The following is a 17852-nucleotide window of genomic DNA, read 5'->3' as shown; positions in this document are numbered from 1 at the left end:
CAAAGGAGCGTGCGCCTGACCTTCGTTCACCGACGCACATAGCGAGGACCTCTGCCCATGAGGCCATCACCTTCATCACCTGCCCCTAGGCCTGGGGCCCTCCGGCGTCGGCGGGCATCCGCGGCCACGATGCTTCCCGCGATCGGCGCAGTCGTGCTGTCCCTCGGAGTGGGCCTGATCGCCCCCCCGAACGCCTTCGCACAGAACGGGCCGGCCGCCCACGACTGGCCGGCTCCGACCCCCAAGCCGGAGCCCACCGCCCAGCAGACGGCAGTGGAAGCGGCCCTGGCGCAGGCCAAGGGCATGGGCAAGAGGGTGGCCGTTGACCAGTTGACGACCGGTAACTCGCAGACGTTCGCCAACCCGGGCGGAACGCTCACCACCGAGGCCGCATCCGCTCCGGAGCGGGTGAAGCAGGCCGACGGGACCTGGCGGGCGATCGACACGACCTTGCGGGTGAACGCCGACGGCACGGTGTCCCCAGCGGCCGTTCCCTCCCCGCTCACCCTCTCCGGTGGCGGGGCGGGGCCCATGGCGACGATGGCCACCGCCGACGGCAAAAAGCTGTCCTTGAAACTGCCCTTCGTGCTGCCCAGGCCCACCCTCGACGGCAACGACGCCCTCTACAAGAACGTCCTGCCCGAGGTCGACCTCCGTCTCACCGCCACCCAACTCGGCGGCTGGCGCCAGGTACTGATCGTCCGCACGGCCGAGGCCGCCGCAAACCCAGCCCTGAAGAAGATCCGCCTCGACGTCGAAGCGCCCGAACTGAAGACCTCCGCCGACGCCGCCGGCAACATCACCTTCAACGACGCTCAGGGCAAGGCCCGCTTCTCCAGTCCCACCTCCTTCATGTGGGACTCCTCGACGGCCACATCCGAGTCGGCCGTGCAGAGCGCGAAGACCGCTGAGTCCGCACCCATGAGCCTGGCGAGCGTCGGGGACGCCGCCCCAGAGCCCGCCCCCGCCGACCAGCCCGTCACGTCCACTGCCGACGGCCCCGGTGACGGCGCCAACGTCAAGGCGATCCCCGTCGCAGCCGATGCCACTGGCATCGACCTGACCCCCGACACCTCCCTGCTCGGCCAGGGCACCGGCCCCTGGTACATCGACCCGGGCGTCAACCCCTCCGCCGACAGCGCCAACCAGGCCTGGTCGCAGGTCCAGGAGGCCTACCCGGACACCAACGAGTTCAACGGAACCGCGGACGGGCAGAACACCCCGGCCGCCGGCTACTGCGGCTACACCACGTGCACGAGGAAGGGCCGGGAGCGCGCCTACTTCCAGATCGGGATCAACTCGGTCATCCACGGCACCGAGGTCCTCGACGCGCGGCTCTACGCGACCGTCGTCTCCTCCTCTAGCCCGAGCACGCCCACCCCAATGGGCCTCTACCACAGCCCCACGGGGATCAGTAACCCCACGTCCTGGAGGAACCAGCCCTGCGCCGCCACTTCGCGCATGGGCGGCTGCCCCAAGATCGGCGGCGCCACCATCTCGGGCACAGGTGACATCCAGTACGACGTCATCAGCCAGATGAAGAACGCGGCCGCGGGCCGCTGGTCGACCTTCACCTTCGGCTTCGCGCCGGACGACGAAGGCAACATGTACTACCGCCAGCGTTTCAGCAACACACCGCACATCACCGTCACGTACGACATCACCCCTACCATCGGCAACCCCCGCACCAGCCCCACCCCCGGTTTCGCCGAAACCGGCGCGTACTCCGCTTGCCGCACTCCGGGCACGACCAACCCCTGGGACAACCCGGGCTGGCTCGGTGCCAACACCAACGTCTACTTGACGTCCAACACCCACTCGGCCACCGGCCGTCAACTCCAGACCACCTTCCAGCTCTGGGACGACGACGACGCGGGCAAGACCACCTGGCACCAGACCGGCTGGAACGGCTCCTCCGGCGACGCCGTCGTCGACGTCGGTGCGCTCATCGAAGGCCATCAGTACGGTTGGACCTCGCGCACCACCGACGGGACGCTGACCAGCTCCGAGACCGCCTGGTGCTACTTCCGGGTAGACCGGACCCCACCGTCGGCGGCCATCACCTCCACCGACTTCCCAGCCTCCGGCACCACCGGCGGTCACCCCAAGCGCGTCGGCGAGGAAGGCACCTTCACCCTCGCCGGTGCGGACAACCTCCCCACCAACGGCAGCACCCGCAGCTCCGGACTGGCCTGCGCCCGCTGGACCACCGACCCGGTCAAGGCCGCATCCGACTGGAACTGCACCGACACCGACGCCCGGATCGTCAAGCTCGTCGGCGGCAAGGCCACCGTCAAGTACACGCCGCAGGCCTGGGGCACCAACTACCTCTACCTGCAGACGCAGGACAACGCCGGCAACATGTCCCAGCCCGTCGCCTACAGCTACTACGTCCCCTCCAACCCCAACAGCCCCGCCCCGATCTTCGGTGACATCAACGGCGACAAGAAGGCCGACGTCGTCCTCGCCGACGCCGCCGGAAACATCCGCCAGATCAACGGCGGCGGCGACCCCGCCGCAGGGCCCGTCGCCCTCGCCCGCTCCAGCGTGAGCGGCAACGGCTGGAACGGCATCCAGCTCACCCACCGAGGCAGCCTCGGCTACAAGAACGTGGACGACCTCTTCGCCCACGAACCGGGCAAGCCCAACCTCTACGCCTTCACCAACAACGGCACCGGCCTCGTCGACGGCCAGGCACCCAAGAACGTGGCCAAGCCCACCGCCTGCGTCACCCCCGACTTCGCCCCCATCACCTGCTCCACCTACGCCTTCGGCGCCGACTGGAGCAAGGTTACCCAGATTGCCGCCTTCGGCTCCGTCAACGGCGACAGCAAGGCCGGGATGCCGAACTCCCTGCCGCAGAGTTCCCTGCTGTTCGTTGAGAACGGGCGCCTGTGGCTCGGCATCCCCGGTGACACCGCCGACCAGCTCGACGCGACGGTGATCCTGCTCTCCGGCAACGACACCCGCTGGGACGGCTATGAGCTGATCACCCCCGGGCGCGCACAGGGCACCAACTTCGCCACCCTGTGGGCCCGTTCCAAGACCGACGGCACCCTGCACGCCTTCAGCATCAAGGGCACCGCCGACGCTCCCGTCCTCACCGGGTTCACCGACCCGGCCGCCGGCCTGATCACCGGCAAGATCGACCCGGTCCGCTACCCGCGCGTCGGTTCCGACGGTGACCTCAGCGGCGACAACATCCCTGACCTGTGGGCCGTGGACACCACGCAGCAGCTCGTCTCCTTCAACGGAGTGGGCACCGCCCCCAACGGCACCACCGTCCTCTACCCGACAGTCACGGGCGTCGCTCCCACCTCTACCCTCCAGGGCAACCTCAACACCCCCACCTACCAGTGGAAGCTGACCGGCCCGACCGGCACCACCACCAGCACCCCCAGCGCCGGCGGCAACCAGTACCCCGCCACCACCACCGGCATCACCTGGCCCGCCACCGAGTCCATCGAGGGCCGTACCACTCCCTACGCGGCGTTCAAGGGCGCCGGGTCGACCATCACCACCAGCGGTCCGGGCATCGACACCCGCAAGGACTTCACCCTCACCACCTGGGCCAAGCGCTCCGCCAGCACCCCGGCAGGCGAGACCAGCATGGTGGTCAGCCAGGATGGCACCCAGAACAGCTCCTTTATGCTCTACGCCGACGGGCGAAGCGGTCAGTGGCACTTCGCCATGGCCAACGCCCAGGGCGGAGCGTGGCCCTTCGACTACACCGCCGTGACGAACCAGGCGGCCCGGGTCGTCCCCGACGCCTGGACCCGGCTGACCGTCGTCTACAACGCCGGCAGCGGCCTGATGAACGTCTACGTCAACGGGGTCCTCGCCAGCACCGGCCACCATGCGGCCGCCACCAGCCCCGCTCCCAGCGGTCCGATCGTCTTCGGCCGGTACAAGGTCAGCGGAGCCGCAGCGGACGTCCTCAACGGCGGCATCAGCAACTTCGCCGCCTACCCATACGCCGCCGCACCGACCGCCCCTGCGACCACGGGCCGGATCTCGCTCACCGCGGTGCCCGACATGTGCATGGACAACGACTACGCAAGCACCCAGGACGGAAACCCGATCCAGATCGCCGGATGCAACGGCACTCCGGCCCAGGAGTTCGACGTACGGGCCGACGGCTCCCTGCGGATCCAGGGCAAGTGTGTCAACGCGGCAAACGCGGGCACCGCCAACCTCACCCTGCTCGAACTGAGGACCTGTAGCGGTACTCCGGCCCCGGCTCAGAAGTTCCTGCCCCGCTCTGACGGTTCGATCTACAACCCGGCCTCCGGACGCTGCGTGGACCTCGGCAACTTCAACACCACCCCCGGCACTCAACTCTGGCTGTACGACTGCAACCCGTCCAACGCCCAGCGCTGGACCATCATGACCCTCGGCACCGCGCCCCTGCCCGTACCTAGCCTTGACGCGGCCCTCTGACCGGCTAGCACCATCAGCACCACAGTCACAGCGTGACGACGGCCGTCCCTCCCGCCCGGGAGGGGCGGCCGTCCGCGTAGGGCCATGTGATCGCGGGGCGTCGTCACTGGGGGAGCGTGGCCGGGGAGCCGCCGTTGGCTTCGTAGCCCGCCACCGCCAGGGCCCGGTAGACCGCGTACTGGGCGGCCGGGTCCTCCGAGGCGGACCAGGGGAGGGCGCCGACGTAGCCGTCCACGTGCCGCACCTGTTCCATGGCCTCCGACCAGCGCTCCATGTTGACCAGGAACAGCAGCAGCAGGTGCCGTACGTGCGCCAGCATCGGGTCGTCCTGCCGCGCCGTGTGCACCGCGTACAGCGCGCCCTCCACCGCCCGGGTCACGCCCGCGCTCTGGTAGAAGCTGCCCACCAGGACCACGTCCGGCAGGTTCTCGTACAGGGCGAACAGCGGCAGCGCCGACAGCAGCGAGCCCTGCGGGGCGCGCGCCGCCGCCGCGTGCGCGAAGGCGTCGGCCTTCTCGCGCGAGCCGTGCCACTTCTCGCACCAGTAGTGCAGCGCCGCCAGGTGGGCGCCCATGTGGTCCGGAGCCCGGTCGATGACCTTCGCCCACAGGTCGAAGAACTCCGCCTCCGAGTAGGCCAGACCCCGCGCGACCGCCAGTTCCGTGATGTACGGGACCGGGTCGCCCGGCGACAGCAGCGCGGCCTTGCGGCACGCCTCGCGGGCCTCCTCCAGGATGATCCGGTGGTCGTCGGAGCCGACGCCGCCCGAGTGCCGCCACGCCTGCTGCACCAGCAGCTCCGCGTGGACCTGCGCGCCGCCCGCGTCCTTCTCCGCCTCCAGCCGCCACGCCTTCAGCCACCGCGCACCGGCGCCGGGCTGCGCCACCAGCTCCAGCGCCGCCGCCCCGCCGAAGGCCTGCACGCGCTGCCAGCGCCGCTCGCCCTCGCGGGGAGTCCCGGCGAGCAGCTGGGAGGCCGCCTGCCACTGGCCGGTGCGCTGCACGTTGTCGAGGGCGTCCATCAGGTCGTCGTCGGGCCCGGGGATCCGGATGTCGAGGTGCTCCTGCAGGGCGAAGCCGTAGTTCGCGGGGTCGGCCGCGTCCGGGCTGTCCGGTGCGACCAGGCGGATCCCGCCGCGCCGCCGCCGGATGTAGGGAAGCGCGACGAACAAGATCATGAGCATCGCGAACAGGAACAACAGAATCTCCATGCCTCCAGCGAACCAGACCGACGGGTCCCCGGGCCAATAGGGGGTGCACCCCGGGCTGGGCATAGCATCTGAACCATGAGCGACGACAGCCACGAGCACCAGAGCTTCGAGACCCGCGCGATCCACGCGGGCAACACGGCGGACCCGCTGACCGGCGCGGTCGTGCCCCCGATCTACCAGGTCTCCACGTACAAGCAGGACGGTGTCGGAGGACTGCGCGGCGGCTACGAGTACAGCCGCAGCGCCAACCCGACCCGCACCGCGCTGGAGGAGAACCTCGCGGCGCTGGAGGGCGGCCGGCGCGGCCTCGCCTTCGCCTCCGGCCTCGCCGCCGAGGACTGCCTGCTCCGTACGCTGCTCGCCCCGGGCGACCACGTGGTCATCCCGAACGACGCCTACGGCGGCACCTTCCGCCTCTTCGCGAAGGTCGTCTCCCGGTGGGGCGTGGAGTGGTCGGTGGCCGACACCTCCGACGCCGAGTCCGTACGGGCCGCCCTCACCCCGAAGACGAAGGTCATCTGGGTCGAGACCCCCTCCAACCCGCTGCTCGGCATCACCGACATCGCCGTCGTCGCCGACATCGCGCGCACGGCCGGTGCCAAGCTGGTCGTGGACAACACCTTCGCCTCGCCGTACCTCCAGCAGCCCCTGGCGCTGGGCGCGGACGTGGTCGTGCACTCGCTGACCAAGTACATGGGCGGGCACTCCGACGTGGTCGGCGGCGCGCTGGTCACCGCGGACGCGGCCCTGGGCGAGGAACTGGCCTACCACCAGAACGCGATGGGCGCGGTCGCGGGCCCCTTCGACTCGTGGATCGTGCTGCGGGGCATCAAGACCCTGGCGGTACGCATGGACCGGCACGCGGAGAACGCGGCCAAGGTCGTCGAACTGCTCACCCGCCACCCGAAGGTGCACAAGGTCCTCTACCCGGGCCTGCCGGAGCACCCGGGCCACGAGGTCGCCGCGAAGCAGATGCGCAACTTCGGCGGCATGGTGTCCTTCCAGGTCGTCGGCGGCGAGGAGGCGGCGGTCGAGGTCTGCAACCGCGCCAAGCTGTTCACGCTCGGGGAGTCCCTGGGCGGCGTCGAGTCCCTGATCGAGCACCCGGGCCGGATGACGCACGCGTCGGTGGCCGGCTCGGCGCTGGAGGTCCCGGCGGACCTGGTCCGGCTGTCGGTGGGCATCGAGAACGCCGATGACCTCCTGGCGGACCTGACGCAGGCGCTGGGCTAGTCGTTCAAGCCTCGCCGGCGAAGCCGGGGTTCCCGGGGCTCCGCCCCGGACCCCGCGCCTCAAACGCCGGCGAGGCTGGACGCGCCGCTACCAGCCCTCCAGTGGCGGGGAGACGCCGCTCGGCGGGGCGGCCCAGGGGCGGGTCAGCGAGGCCCAGACCGTGAAGGCCACCGCGACGGCGAAGAGCACCGCCCAGCCGAACCTGCGCAGCGCCCGGCGGCGCCGCAGGAGCCGGGCGCCCCGCTCCGCCGCGCCCGCCGCCAGGCCCGCCGGCACGGCCGGGTACGGGCCCTCCATCAGCGCCCTGACCTGGATCTCCTTTCGGTCCGGCAGCCCGCTCACGCCGCCTCCCGGGACCTGAGCGCGGCCACGGCCCGGTTGCACAGCACCCGGACCCGCTCGACCGGCAGCCCCAGCTGCGCCGCCGTGACCTCCTCCGCGAGCCCTTCGTAGAGCCGCAGGACCAGGACGAGCCGCTCCGGCGGACTCAGCCGCGCCAGCAGGCCGGGGCCCGCGCCCGGCTCCGTAAGGGGGGAGCCCCGGTGGTGGCGCCGGCCGGTCCGGGCGTAGGCGGTGCACAGCTCCTGGCGGGTGAAGTCGTACGGATCGTCCCCGCGCAGCCGTCGCCAGTTGGCGTACGTACGGGCCAGCGCGCCCGCCAGCAGTCGGCGGGCCGCCTCCGGCTCACCGGTCAGCAGGACGGCGACGTGCAGGAGCCGCCCGGCCGCACCCGCGACGAAGGCCTCGAACTCCGCGTAGGAGCCAGTCCGTTGATCAACCGCCCGCATAGCCCACATAGTGCGGGCAGCGGGACCGTCCAGGTCAAGAGGACGGACGGACTCCGCTCAGGACCCCGCTCACGACCCGCTCAGGAGGCGGGACCGGCCTCGGACACCGACGCCATCAGCTCCGACAGCGACAGGTTGAACCGCGTCAGCAGCCCGGTGAAGGACTCCCGCTCGTCCTCGGTCCAGTCCTCCGTCACCCGGGCCATCAGCTCGCGCCGCGAGGAGCGGACCTCCTCCAGGCGCGCCAGCCCCCGCGGGGACAGCGCGAGCACCACGGCGCGCCCGTCCTCGGGGTGCGAGGTGCGCTTGACCAGACCGCTGTCGACCAGCGGCGCGACCTGCCGCGTCACCGTGGAGGAGTCGATCCCCATGCCGCCGGCGAGCGCCTTCACGCCCATCGGACCCTCCAGGTCGAGCCGGTTCAGCAGCAGGTAGGCGGCGCGGTCCATCGAGTTGCGGGCCTGGCCCACGCCGCCCAGGCGGGTCTGCTCGGCGCGGCGGGCGAAGACGGCGACCTGGTGCTGGAGCGCGTCGAGGAGACCCGCTCCGGCGGGCGCGTCGGGCGCCGCGGGCAGGTCGGAACTGGCCGGGGTGGAAGGCATGGCCGTGGGCTCTCTTCGCGTGGGTCCGACAAGGATGGGGGACAGAGTACGCGGCCGTGCGGCGGCTCGTACGCCCGGTTTGACAACTGGTACGGCGGGTCGGGAGCGAAGCCGAGCGCCCGTCCGGGATGGCCGGATTTCGCCCCTGATGCGGGCGGCGCGCCACCCCCCGGACCGGCTGCGAGACTGGCCGCATGAACTACCGCGTGCCCCAGCCCCTCCCGCAGGTCATGCTCGACGACGTCCGGGGGGCCCAGAAGATGCTCTCCGGCGTCTCCCGGGTCACCGCGATGGAGGGCAGCCGGCACCTCTCCGCGCTCACCGGCTCCCCGGTCCACTTCAAGTGCGAGAACCTCCAGCGCACCGGTTCCTTCAAACTGCGTGGAGCCTACGTACGCATCGCGGGCCTGCGCCCCGAGCAGCGGGCCGCCGGCGTCGTCGCGGCCAGCGCGGGCAACCACGCGCAGGGCGTGGCCCTGGCCTCCTCCCTCCTCGGGGTCCGCTCCACCGTGTTCATGCCGGTCGGGGCGCCCCTGCCGAAGGTGGCCGCGACCCAGGAGTACGGCGCCGAGGTCCGCATGCACGGCCAGGTCGTCGACGAGACCCTCGCGGCCGCCCAGGACTACGCGGACCGCACCGGGGCGGTGTTCATCCACCCCTTCGACCACCGCGACATCATCGCCGGCCAGGGCACGGTGGGCCTGGAGATCCTGGAGCAGTGCCCCGAGGTGCGGACCATCCTCGTCGGCATCGGCGGCGGCGGTCTCGCGGCCGGTGTCGCGGTCGCCGTGAAGGCGCTGCGGCCGGACGTGCGGGTCGTCGGGGTGCAGGCGGCCGGCGCGGCCGCGTACCCGCCCTCGCTGCGGGCCGGGCACCCGGTCTCCCTCGACGACCCGGTCACGATGGCCGACGGCATCAAGGTCGGCCGCCCCGGCGACATCCCCTTCACCATCATCGCGGAGCTGCTCGACGACGTGCGCACGGTCTCCGAGGACGCGCTCTCCAGCGCCCTGCTGCTGTGTCTGGAGCGGGCCAAGCTCGTGGTGGAGCCGGCCGGTTGCAGCCCGGTCGCCGCCCTGCTGAGCGAGCCCGAGCTGTACGGGGGCGGGCCGGTGGTGGCCGTCCTGTCGGGCGGGAACGTCGACCCGCTGCTGCTCCAGCGCATCCTGCGCCACGGCATGGCGGCCGCGGGCCGGTACCTGTCGCTGCGGCTGCGCGTGGCGGACCGGCCGGGGGCCCTGGCCGGGCTCCTGGCGGTGTTGTCGGAGCTGGATGCGAACGTGCTGGACGTGAGCCACGTACGCACCGACCCGCGGCTGGGGCTCGCGGAGGTGGAGGTGGAGCTGCACCTGGAGACGAAGGGCCCGGAGCACTGCGCCCAGGTCGCGCGGTCGCTGCACGGCGCGGGGTACAGGGTGATGGGCTAGCCCGGCGGATCGGGCCGGGAGTCGCGTCCGCCCGTAGAGATTCGCGATATGACGCGATAGTCTGCGCCCCGGGCGGGTAAGGGGGAAGGCGGGGCGGTCCCCCGACCGGCCGAGCGCGGGATGTCCGGCGCCCATAGGCTTTGCGGTGGAATGCCCCGATTCAGCCGGTCCGATTCACTCCCTGGGAGAATCCCTATGCCAGGCGCAATCTACGCCGAAGGCCTGGTCAAGACCTTCGGCGATGTACGGGCACTGGACGGCGTGGACCTCGACGTCCCCGAAGGCACCGTCCTCGGCCTGCTCGGCCCGAACGGTGCGGGCAAGACCACGACCGTGCGCGTCCTGACCACCCTCCTGCGACCCGACAGCGGCAAGGCCGTCGTCGCCGGCATCGACGTGCTCCGGCACCCCAACGAGGTCCGGCGCGCCATCGGCCTGTCCGGCCAGTTCGCCGCCGTCGACGAGTACCTGACCGGCCGCGAGAACCTCCAGATGGTCGGTCAGCTCTACCAGATGAAGGCCAGGGCGGCCAAAGCCCGGGCCGACGAACTGCTCGAACGCTTCAACCTCGGCGACGCCGCCGACCGCACCGCCAAGACGTACTCGGGCGGCATGCGCAGGCGCCTCGACCTCGCGGCCGCCCTCGTCGTCAGCCCGCCCGTGATGTTCATGGACGAGCCGACCACCGGCCTCGACCCCCGCAACCGCCAGCAGCTGTGGGGGATCATCCAGGAACTGGTCGCCGGCGGCACCACCCTGCTGCTCACCACCCAGTACCTGGAGGAGGCCGACCACCTCGCGCACGACATCTGCGTGGTCGACCACGGCAAGGTCATCGCCCGCGGCACCTCCGACCAGCTCAAGGCCCGCACGGGCGGCGAGCGCGTGGAGGTCGTCGTCCACGAGCGGGAGCACATCGCCTCGGCGCGCGAGGTGCTCGCCGGCTTCGGCAAGGGCGAGACCACGGTCGAGGAGCACACCCGCAAGCTGACCGTGCCGGTGACGGGCGGGGCGAAACTGCTCGCCGAGGTCATCCGCGAACTGGACGGCCGGGGCATCGAGATCGACGACATCGGCCTGCGCCGCCCCACCCTCGACGACGTGTTCATCTCCCTCACCGGCCACGCGGCCGAACGGACGGCGGAGGAGAACGGCGACGGCGACGGCGGGGCCGGCGCCGGTTCCAAGGGCCGCAAGGCGGCGCGAAAGGAGACGGCCAAGTGACGCTCACCTCCCCGACCCCGGGCACCCCCACGGCGGACCTCGCGGCGCCCCGCCCGCGCGGCGGGCTCGTCCAGGGCGTCAACGACTCCCTGGTCATGGCCAAGCGGAACCTGATCCGGATGTCCCGGATACCCGAGATGATCATCTTCGGCGTGATCCAGCCGGTCATGTTCGTCGTGCTCTTCAGCTACGTCTTCGGCGGCTCGATCAGCGTCGGTGGCAGCACCTCACCGGCCGCCTACCGGGAATTCCTGATGGCCGGCATCTTCGCCCAGACCGTCACCTTCGCCACCGCCGGAGCGGGCGCCGGCATCGCGGACGACATGCACAAGGGCCTGATCGACCGCTTCCGCTCACTGCCCATGGCGCGCGGCGCGGTCCTCACCGGCCGCACCCTCGCCGACCTCGTCCAGACCGCGCTCACCGTGGTCGTCCTGGCCGTGGTCGCGCTGATCGTCGGCTGGCGCACCCACGAGAACCTCGGCAAGGTGCTCGCCGGCTTCGGCCTGCTGCTCCTGCTCGGCTACGCCTTCTCGTGGATCGGCGCGCTGATCGGCCTGTCGGTGCGCACCCCCGAGGCGGCGACGTCCGGTGGGCTGATCTGGCTCTTCCCGTTGACGTTCATCTCGAACGCCTTCGTCCCCTCCGAGAACATGCCGGCCTTCCTGCGGCACATCGCCGAGTGGAACCCCTTCAGCGCCACCGTCCAGGCGGCGCGGGAGCTCTTCGGCAACCTCCCCCAGGGGTACCCGGTCCCGGAGGCCTGGCCGATGCAGCACCCGGTGCTGGCGTCCGTCCTCTGGTCCCTGCTGATCATCACGGTCTTCCGGACCCTCGCGGTCCGTAAGTACCGCTCGGCGACCGCGTAGGCGGCGCGCGCCCTGGCTGTGGTGGGGCACCTACGCGCGATGCCCGGCCGGAAGGATCCGGCCGGGCATCGCGCGTGAAGACGTGAAGACGGAAGAGCAGGCTGAACGGGGCGGGTGATCAGCCGGTGAAGGGCTTGACGTCCAGGATCTTGACCGAGGCCGTCTTGCCGTTCGGCAGCTCGTACTCGGCGTCCTCGCCGATCGACTTGCCCATCACGCCACTGCCCAGCGGGGACTGGGGGGAGTACGTCTCGAAGTCCGAGGAGGCGTACTCGCGCGACGCGAGCAGGAACTCCATGGTGTCGTCCTCGTCGCCGTCGAAGGCGATCTTCACGAGGGTGCCGGGGGCCACCACGCCGTCGGACGCGGGCGCGGTCCCGACCTTGGCGTTCTCCAGGAGCTGCGTGAGCTGGCGGACCCGGAGCTCCTGCTTGCCCTGCTCCTCCTTGGCCGCGTGGTAACCGCCGTTCTCGCGCAGGTCGCCCTCCTCGCGGGCGGCTGCGATCTTCGTGGCGATCTCCGTGCGGGCAGGACCAGAGAGGTAGTCCAGCTCCGCCTTCAGCTGGTCGTACGCCGCCTGGGTCAGCCAGGTGACGCTTTCGCTCGTCTGGGTCACGGGTGCTCCTCGTCGGTACAGGGGACTACAAAGCCGCCAGCGGCGGACGAAACCACGAGCCTAACAATTCGGGAAGAAAAGGGGGAGGACCAATGCACTCCGAGGGTGCCGGCCGCGTCTGCGGACCTCAGTGCCCGGAGGCCGCCGGCTGGCACCCGACCAGCTCGATCATCGTGGCCCGGCCGGTGGTCTTCAACGACACTACCTCGTCGACCCGGCCCTCGGCCTGGGCGAAGGTGTAGTCCGCCCGGCCCACCTCGGCGTGCTCCTCGTTCTGGGAGCTCAGGGTGCAGACCCCGGTGACCGAGGACTCCTTGCGGACCTCCAGGTGCACCTTCACCTCGGTGTCCGACACCACCTGGAACTTGATCACCTCGGCGCTGACGGCCTGCCCCGCGACGTAGTCCCAGCCGATCCAGCCGATCACGCCCAGCAGCACGGCGCCCAGCGCCGCACCGATGATCTTGAGCTTCCGGTCCGCACGCTCGTCCGCCGACCGGCCGTACCGGCCCTCGGGCAGTCCCTCGCGCACCGCGCTCATGATCTCTTCCTCTCGCTGGGGAGGTGGGGCCACCCCCGGAATTTTCCGTCCCCCAGTTCGGTCACTATAGGAGCCGACCGTCGCGCCGAATCGCAGAGGATCCTGTTTTGACCGAGCAGCTTCGACTGATGGCCGTCCACGCCCACCCCGACGACGAGTCGAGCAAGGGCGCGGCCACCATGGCCAAGTACGTGTCCGAGGGGGTTCCCGTGCTGGTCGTCACCTGCACCGGTGGCGAGCGCGGCTCCGTTCTGAACCCCAAGCTCCAGGGCGACAAGTACATCGAGGAGAACATCCACGAGGTCCGCGCCCGGGAGATGGACGAGGCGCGCCAGATCCTCGGCATCGAGCAGGAGTGGCTCGGCTACGTCGACTCCGGCCTGCCCGAGGGCGACCCGCTGCCGCCGCTGCCCGAGGGCTGCTTCGCGCTCGCGGACGTCGACGAGGCCGCCGGCGAGCTGGTGAAGAAGATCCGCGCCTTCAGGCCGCAGGTCATCACCACGTACGACGAGAACGGCGGCTACCCGCACCCCGACCACATCATGACCCACAAGATCTCCATGGTGGCCTTCGAGGGCGCGGCCGACACCGAGAAGTACCCGGAGGCCGAGTTCGGCCCGGCCTACCAGCCGCAGAAGCTCTACTACAACCAGGGCTTCAACAAGCCGCGCACCGTCGCCCTGCACGAGGCGCTCCTCGCGCGCGGCATGGAGTCCCCGTACGGGGAGTGGCTGGAGCGGTGGAAGGAGTTCGAGCGCAAGGAGCGGACCCTGACCACCCACGTGCCCTGCGGGGACTTCTTCGAGATCCGTGACAAGGCGCTCATCGCGCACGCCACGCAGATCGACCCGGACGGCGGCTGGTTCCGCGTGCCGATGGACATCCAGAAGGAGGTCTGGCCGACGGAGGAGTACGAGCTCGCGAAGTCGCTCGTCGACACCTCCCTCCCCGAGTCCGACCTCTTCGCGGGCATCCGGGAGAATGCCTAGCTATGAGCGCTACGCAGGCAGCACTGACCCAGCTCCTCCCGCTGGCGGGTGACACCTTCGACAAGAACAAGGTGACGCCCGGCCTCCTGGGCTTCATCGTCTTCGCGGCCCTCGCCCTCGCGGTGTGGGGCCTGATGAAGTCGATGAACCGCCACATGGGCCAGGTGAACTTCCAGGAGGCCGCGGAGCCCGGCGCCGCCGCGGCCCCGGCCCCGTCCGCCGAAGGCACCCGGGCCCCGTAGGGACCCCCGCCTCGGGGACCCCTCGGTTCGGGGCCCCTGGGCGTGACCGCCGCCCCGGCCGGCAGGACCGGTGGGGCGGTGCTTTCGCGCGTGCGTGCGGGGGGTGAGCCCGCCGGGTGGGCCTGGTCAGGCCGCCTGGGGAGCCCGTCGGGTGGGCCCCGTCAGGCCGGCCCCTACGACGCCGGGACGCCCATGATCTCCCGCGCGTGCAGGTCCGGGACCAGGCCGAGCCGCCACGCCTGCCAGCCCTCCGCCGCGTCGACGCCGCGGCCCAGGACGACCCCGTAGGTCTCCAGGCAGTCCTCCAGCCGCCCGTCGCGCGCCGGGTGGCGCGCTTGCGCCAGCCGCTCGAGTTCCGCCCGCGCCTCCTCCGGGGCGGCCGGGACGGCGTACGGCAGCATCGTGCACCGCAGGAAGCGGGCCCAGTCCTCCCCGCGCCGGTCCCCGTACGAGATGAACAGCCGGACGGCCTCCTCGCACAGGTCGAGCGCCTGCGCGAGACGGCCGTTGCCCGCGTCGACGACCGCCAGCTCCAGGCAGGTCCACGCCTCGCCGTGGGCCAGCCCGATGCGCCGGAAGTCCGCCCGCGCGTCGACCAGCAGCTGACGGGCGAAGCCGGAGTTCTTCAGGTTCCCCGTCTGGGCGGCGCGCTGGTCGCGCGTCACGCGGCCCGAGTGGTGGCGGGCGTGCGCCAGCCCGTACACGTCACGCATCCGCGAGAACATCGTCCGGGCCCGCTCCAGCTCCCGTACCGCCCGATCGCGCTCGCCGTCCTCCTCCAGCGCCTGCCCGAGGTAGTACAGCGTCCACGCCTCGCCGCGCGCGTCCTCCGCCTCCCGGTGCCGGGCCAGCGCCTCGCGCAGCTGCTCCACCGCCGGACCCGGATCCCGGTCGACCACCCGCGCCCGGCCCAGCTGGGTCAGCGCCCAGGCCTCGCCGCGGTCGTCGCGGGTCCGCCCGTACAGGTCCAGGGCGAGCCGCAGCTCCTCCTCGGCCCGGGGCACGTCGCCGAGCCGCAGGTGCACCTGACCCAGCTGGAAGTGCGCCCAGGCCTCGCCGTGCACGCTCTCGCTCTCCCGGTGCAGGGCCAGGGAGGTCTCCAGCAGGCGCGTCGCCTCCGCCAGGTGCGCCAGGTCGCGCTCCACCGCGGCCAGCGCGTGCAGGCCCCAGGCCCGGTCACCCGCCAGTTCCGCGGGCTCCTGGAGCGCGAGCGCCTCGCGGATGCGGGCCGCGGCCTCCGGGAGGTTGCCCTGGTGGTGCAGGGTGATGCCGAGGGAGACCAGGGCCATCGCCGCCCCCGCCTCCTGGCGGGCCTCCTTGTACTGGTCCACCACCGAGGTCAGGGTCGAGCGGGCCTTGTCCAGCTCGCCGAGCTGGCGCGCAGCGATGCCCGTACGCCACTGCACCGACCGGACCAGCCGGCCCTGCTGCGCCCCGGAGTCCCCGGCCTCCCCCGGGCGACCCGCGGCCACCGCCTGCGTGAGCTCGTCGATCTCCCCGAGCCGGTACAGGTCCCCGCGCAGGAGGCAGAAGTCGCAGAGCGCGCCGAGCAGGTCGAGCACCGCCTGCTGGTCCACCCCGTCCGAGTGCCGCAGGGCCGCCGTGATGAAGCTCGACTCGTCGTCCAGCCAGCGCAGCGCCGCATCGAGCGAAGTGAAGCCGTGGCCGCCGACCGAGCTGCCCGGGAACACGTCCGCGCGGGTCGACATCTTCCCGTCGACCATGCGGATCACCGAGTCGGCGAGCTGGGCGTAGGTGCGGATCAGGCGTTCGTGCGCCGCCGCGGCCACCGCCCGGTCCTCGTCCGCCGCGAGGCGCGCCGCCGCGTAGGCCCGTACCGCGTCGTGCATCCGGAAGCGCCGGCCGCGCACCCGCTCGATCAGCCCGGCCTCCCACAGCTCCTCCAGCGTGCGCAGCGCCGCCTGCTCCGGTACGTCGGCCAGCGCGGCCGCGGCCGCGGCGCCGAGGGAGGCCCGGCCGGCCAGGGGCAGCCGGCGCAGCAGCCGCCGGGCGGGCTCGGCGAGGCGGGCGTCGGCGGCGCGCAGGGCGTCCTCCACGGGCTCCACGGGGCGGGTGGTCGCGGCGTGCTCCGGCCCCGGGGCCCAGCCGTCGCGGACCAGCGGGGCCAGCAGGCGCAGGGCGAGGGGGAGCCCGCCGCCGAGCTCCACCGCGGCGGCCACGGCCTCGGAGGCCTCCGGGGCGGAGGCGGTTCCGGGGGCGGAAGCGGTCTGCGGCGTGGAGGCGGTGTGCGGGGCGCGGACCAGCTCCGCCGCCTCGTCCGGCGCCAGCCGCTCCACCGGCAGCTGGTGCACCCATGCCGCCGGGTCCGCGGGCAGCTCCAGCGGCTCCCGCGCGGTCACCAGCACCAGGCTTTCGGAGCGCTCGGGCACCAGCAGCCGGATCTGCTCCGCGTCCACCGCGTCGTCGAGGAGCACCGTCACCGGCAGCCCCTGGAGGTGCTGGTGGTACAGCTCCCCGAGGCGGCGCACCTGCTGTTCCGCCGAGGCGCCCTCGCGGAAGAGCAGCTGCTCGCGGGGCGCGCCCAGCCGGTTCAGGAGGTGCAGCAGCGCCTCGCGCGTCGCCAGCGGCGCCTCCCCACCGGGCGAGGCGCCGCGCAGGTCCACCAGGCACGCGCCCCGGAACTGGTCCCGCAGGGCGTGCGCTGCCCGAAGCGCCAGCGCCGTACGGCCCACCCCCGGCTCGCCGTGCAGCACCACGATCACCGGGCGGGTCTCGGTACTGGCCCGTGCCGCCTGCACCCACTGCGCGATCCGGGTCAGCTCGGCCCGCCGGCCCGCGAACGGCGCCATCGGCTCCGGGAGCTGTCCGAAGGACTGCTCCAGCACGCTGCGCCGCCGGGCCTCCGCACTGCGGTCGGTGCCGCGCAGCCGCGGAGCCGGGCGGGGCGCGGTCCGCACGGACGGCCGCGGGACGCGAGCGGTGGCGGCCACCGTGCGCTGCTGCTCCAGGAAGGGCCGGATCCCGCGCACCTCCAGCGCCGACAGCCACTGCAGTCTCAACTGCTCCGCGCCGCCGGGGCGGCCCAGCTCCCCGGCGCGCCGGTTCGCGGCCGGCAGGTGCAGGGCGGTCGCCTTGGCGACCGTCGCCACCGCGCCCGCGATGCCCACGACGGCGCCCGTGGTCAGCGCCGTGCCGACCGCGACGCCGAGCGACAGGTCCGTCCCGATGGCCGCGACCGCCGCGACCGCCGTGACCAGCGCCGCCGTCGAGGTGTTGCCGCGCCGGAAGGCCTCGCCGAGCGACGGGTCCCCGGCCGCCGCCTCGTCCAGGGCCCGTACGTACGCCTCGTACTCGGGCGCCGCGCTCGCGGCGAGCGCCTCCAGGGCCTCCCTGCCCCGCGCCAGCAGCGCCGCCCCGTCCACCGCCGTGCCCGGCGCGCCGGCCCCCCGCCGGACCTCCTCGTCCACGGCCCGCACCAACAGTCGCTCGGCTTCGACGCGATGGCTGTCCCGCATCGGCATCCCCCTCAGAGAGCTCCGGCAACGAGCCCCAAGTGTCCTGCGGGACTTCCCTGAACGCGAGGGAATCTGAGCTAGTTCAGAGGGAGGCGGTCAGGCTTTCGTATAGTCGGGTCAAAATTGACCAAGCGGCATGAAGGCAGGGCCAGATGGCGCTAAGGGAGACCCGCACGCCGACATCGACGCCGACGC

14 protein-coding genes are annotated in these 17852 nt (G+C 72.2%); 7 read left to right on the top strand and 7 right to left on the bottom strand.

Going from position 1 to position 17852, the window contains the following annotated elements; translation table 11 throughout:
* Window positions 1-129 precede the first annotated feature (129 nt).
* On the top strand, window positions 130-4440 hold the full coding sequence (locus ACF059_RS03430) for a ricin-type beta-trefoil lectin domain protein (RefSeq protein WP_392050738.1): 4311 nt from the start codon (window positions 130-132) through the stop codon (window positions 4438-4440).
* 103 nt (window positions 4441-4543) lie between these two features.
* Here ACF059_RS03430 and ACF059_RS03425 read toward each other — a convergent pair whose 3' ends face one another.
* The gene (locus ACF059_RS03425; RefSeq protein ID WP_392050735.1) at window positions 4544-5650 is read right to left on the bottom strand and encodes a hypothetical protein; all 1107 of its coding nucleotides are present in this window, start codon (window positions 5648-5650) and stop codon (window positions 4544-4546) included.
* Window positions 5651-5725: 75 nt separating this feature from the next.
* On the opposite strand from ACF059_RS03425, the gene ACF059_RS03420 reads away from it, so the two are divergent.
* Window positions 5726-6883, top strand: a complete 1158-nt coding sequence (locus ACF059_RS03420; protein ID WP_392050732.1) for a cystathionine gamma-synthase — start codon at window positions 5726-5728, stop codon at window positions 6881-6883.
* A gap of 87 nt (window positions 6884-6970) precedes the next feature.
* Here the strand turns inward: ACF059_RS03420 and ACF059_RS03415 are convergent, their stop codons facing one another.
* The 3 genes from ACF059_RS03415 to ACF059_RS03405 form a co-directional block, all read right to left on the bottom strand.
* Window positions 6971-7225: a hypothetical protein gene (locus ACF059_RS03415; protein ID WP_360902810.1), complete on the bottom strand. Its 255-nt coding sequence runs from the start codon at window positions 7223-7225 to the stop codon at window positions 6971-6973.
* The gene (locus ACF059_RS03410) at window positions 7222-7671 is read right to left on the bottom strand and encodes a sigma factor-like helix-turn-helix DNA-binding protein (RefSeq protein ID WP_392050729.1); all 450 of its coding nucleotides are present in this window, start codon (window positions 7669-7671) and stop codon (window positions 7222-7224) included. The genes ACF059_RS03415 and ACF059_RS03410 overlap by 4 nt, the downstream gene beginning before the upstream one ends.
* Before the next feature lie 80 nt (window positions 7672-7751).
* Window positions 7752-8273 (bottom strand): MarR family transcriptional regulator, encoded by a 522-nt coding sequence (locus ACF059_RS03405; RefSeq protein WP_366868109.1) that lies wholly within the window; start codon window positions 8271-8273, stop codon window positions 7752-7754.
* Window positions 8274-8467: 194 nt separating this feature from the next.
* Here ACF059_RS03405 and ilvA point away from each other — a divergent pair, with 194 nt between their 5' ends.
* From ilvA to ACF059_RS03390, 3 genes are all read left to right on the top strand, one after another.
* Complete coding sequence (ilvA, locus tag ACF059_RS03400; protein ID WP_392050726.1) at window positions 8468-9700, top strand: threonine ammonia-lyase; 1233 nt, start codon at window positions 8468-8470, stop codon at window positions 9698-9700.
* A 195-nt stretch (window positions 9701-9895) separates the two neighbouring features.
* On the top strand, window positions 9896-10924 hold the full coding sequence (locus ACF059_RS03395; protein ID WP_392050723.1) for an ATP-binding cassette domain-containing protein: 1029 nt from the start codon (window positions 9896-9898) through the stop codon (window positions 10922-10924).
* A complete protein-coding gene (locus ACF059_RS03390) occupies window positions 10921-11793 on the top strand; it encodes an ABC transporter permease (RefSeq protein WP_366868112.1) in 873 nt (290 codons plus the stop codon). Before ACF059_RS03395 ends, ACF059_RS03390 begins: the two co-directional genes overlap by 4 nt.
* A gap of 118 nt (window positions 11794-11911) precedes the next feature.
* Here the strand turns inward: ACF059_RS03390 and greA are convergent, their stop codons facing one another.
* Window positions 11912-12409: a transcription elongation factor GreA gene (gene greA, locus ACF059_RS03385; RefSeq protein ID WP_392050720.1), complete on the bottom strand. Its 498-nt coding sequence runs from the start codon at window positions 12407-12409 to the stop codon at window positions 11912-11914.
* Window positions 12410-12536: 127 nt separating this feature from the next.
* Window positions 12537-12950 carry a DUF4307 domain-containing protein gene (locus ACF059_RS03380; RefSeq protein ID WP_392050717.1) on the bottom strand — a complete coding sequence of 138 codons (414 nt, stop codon included), beginning with the start codon at window positions 12948-12950 and terminating at the stop codon, window positions 12537-12539.
* Between the two features lie 107 nt (window positions 12951-13057).
* Here ACF059_RS03380 and mca point away from each other — a divergent pair, with 107 nt between their 5' ends.
* Both mca and ACF059_RS03370 read left to right on the top strand, forming a co-directional pair.
* Window positions 13058-13939, top strand: coding sequence for a mycothiol conjugate amidase Mca (mca, locus tag ACF059_RS03375; RefSeq protein ID WP_361952045.1), 882 nt, complete (start codon window positions 13058-13060; stop codon window positions 13937-13939).
* A gap of 2 nt (window positions 13940-13941) precedes the next feature.
* Complete coding sequence (locus ACF059_RS03370) at window positions 13942-14181, top strand: hypothetical protein (protein WP_361952042.1); 240 nt, start codon at window positions 13942-13944, stop codon at window positions 14179-14181.
* Between the two features lie 173 nt (window positions 14182-14354).
* Here the strand turns inward: ACF059_RS03370 and ACF059_RS03365 are convergent, their stop codons facing one another.
* Window positions 14355-17657 (bottom strand): tetratricopeptide repeat protein, encoded by a 3303-nt coding sequence (locus tag ACF059_RS03365; protein ID WP_392050713.1) that lies wholly within the window; start codon window positions 17655-17657, stop codon window positions 14355-14357.
* Window positions 17658-17852: the final 195 nt, after the last annotated feature.

The organism is Streptomyces sp. NPDC016562, from assembly GCF_043076955.1.
Lineage (GTDB): Bacteria > Actinomycetota > Actinomycetes > Streptomycetales > Streptomycetaceae > Streptomyces.
Note: the sequence above shows the minus strand (reverse complement) of the source record. Positions and strands in the feature narration are given on the sequence as shown.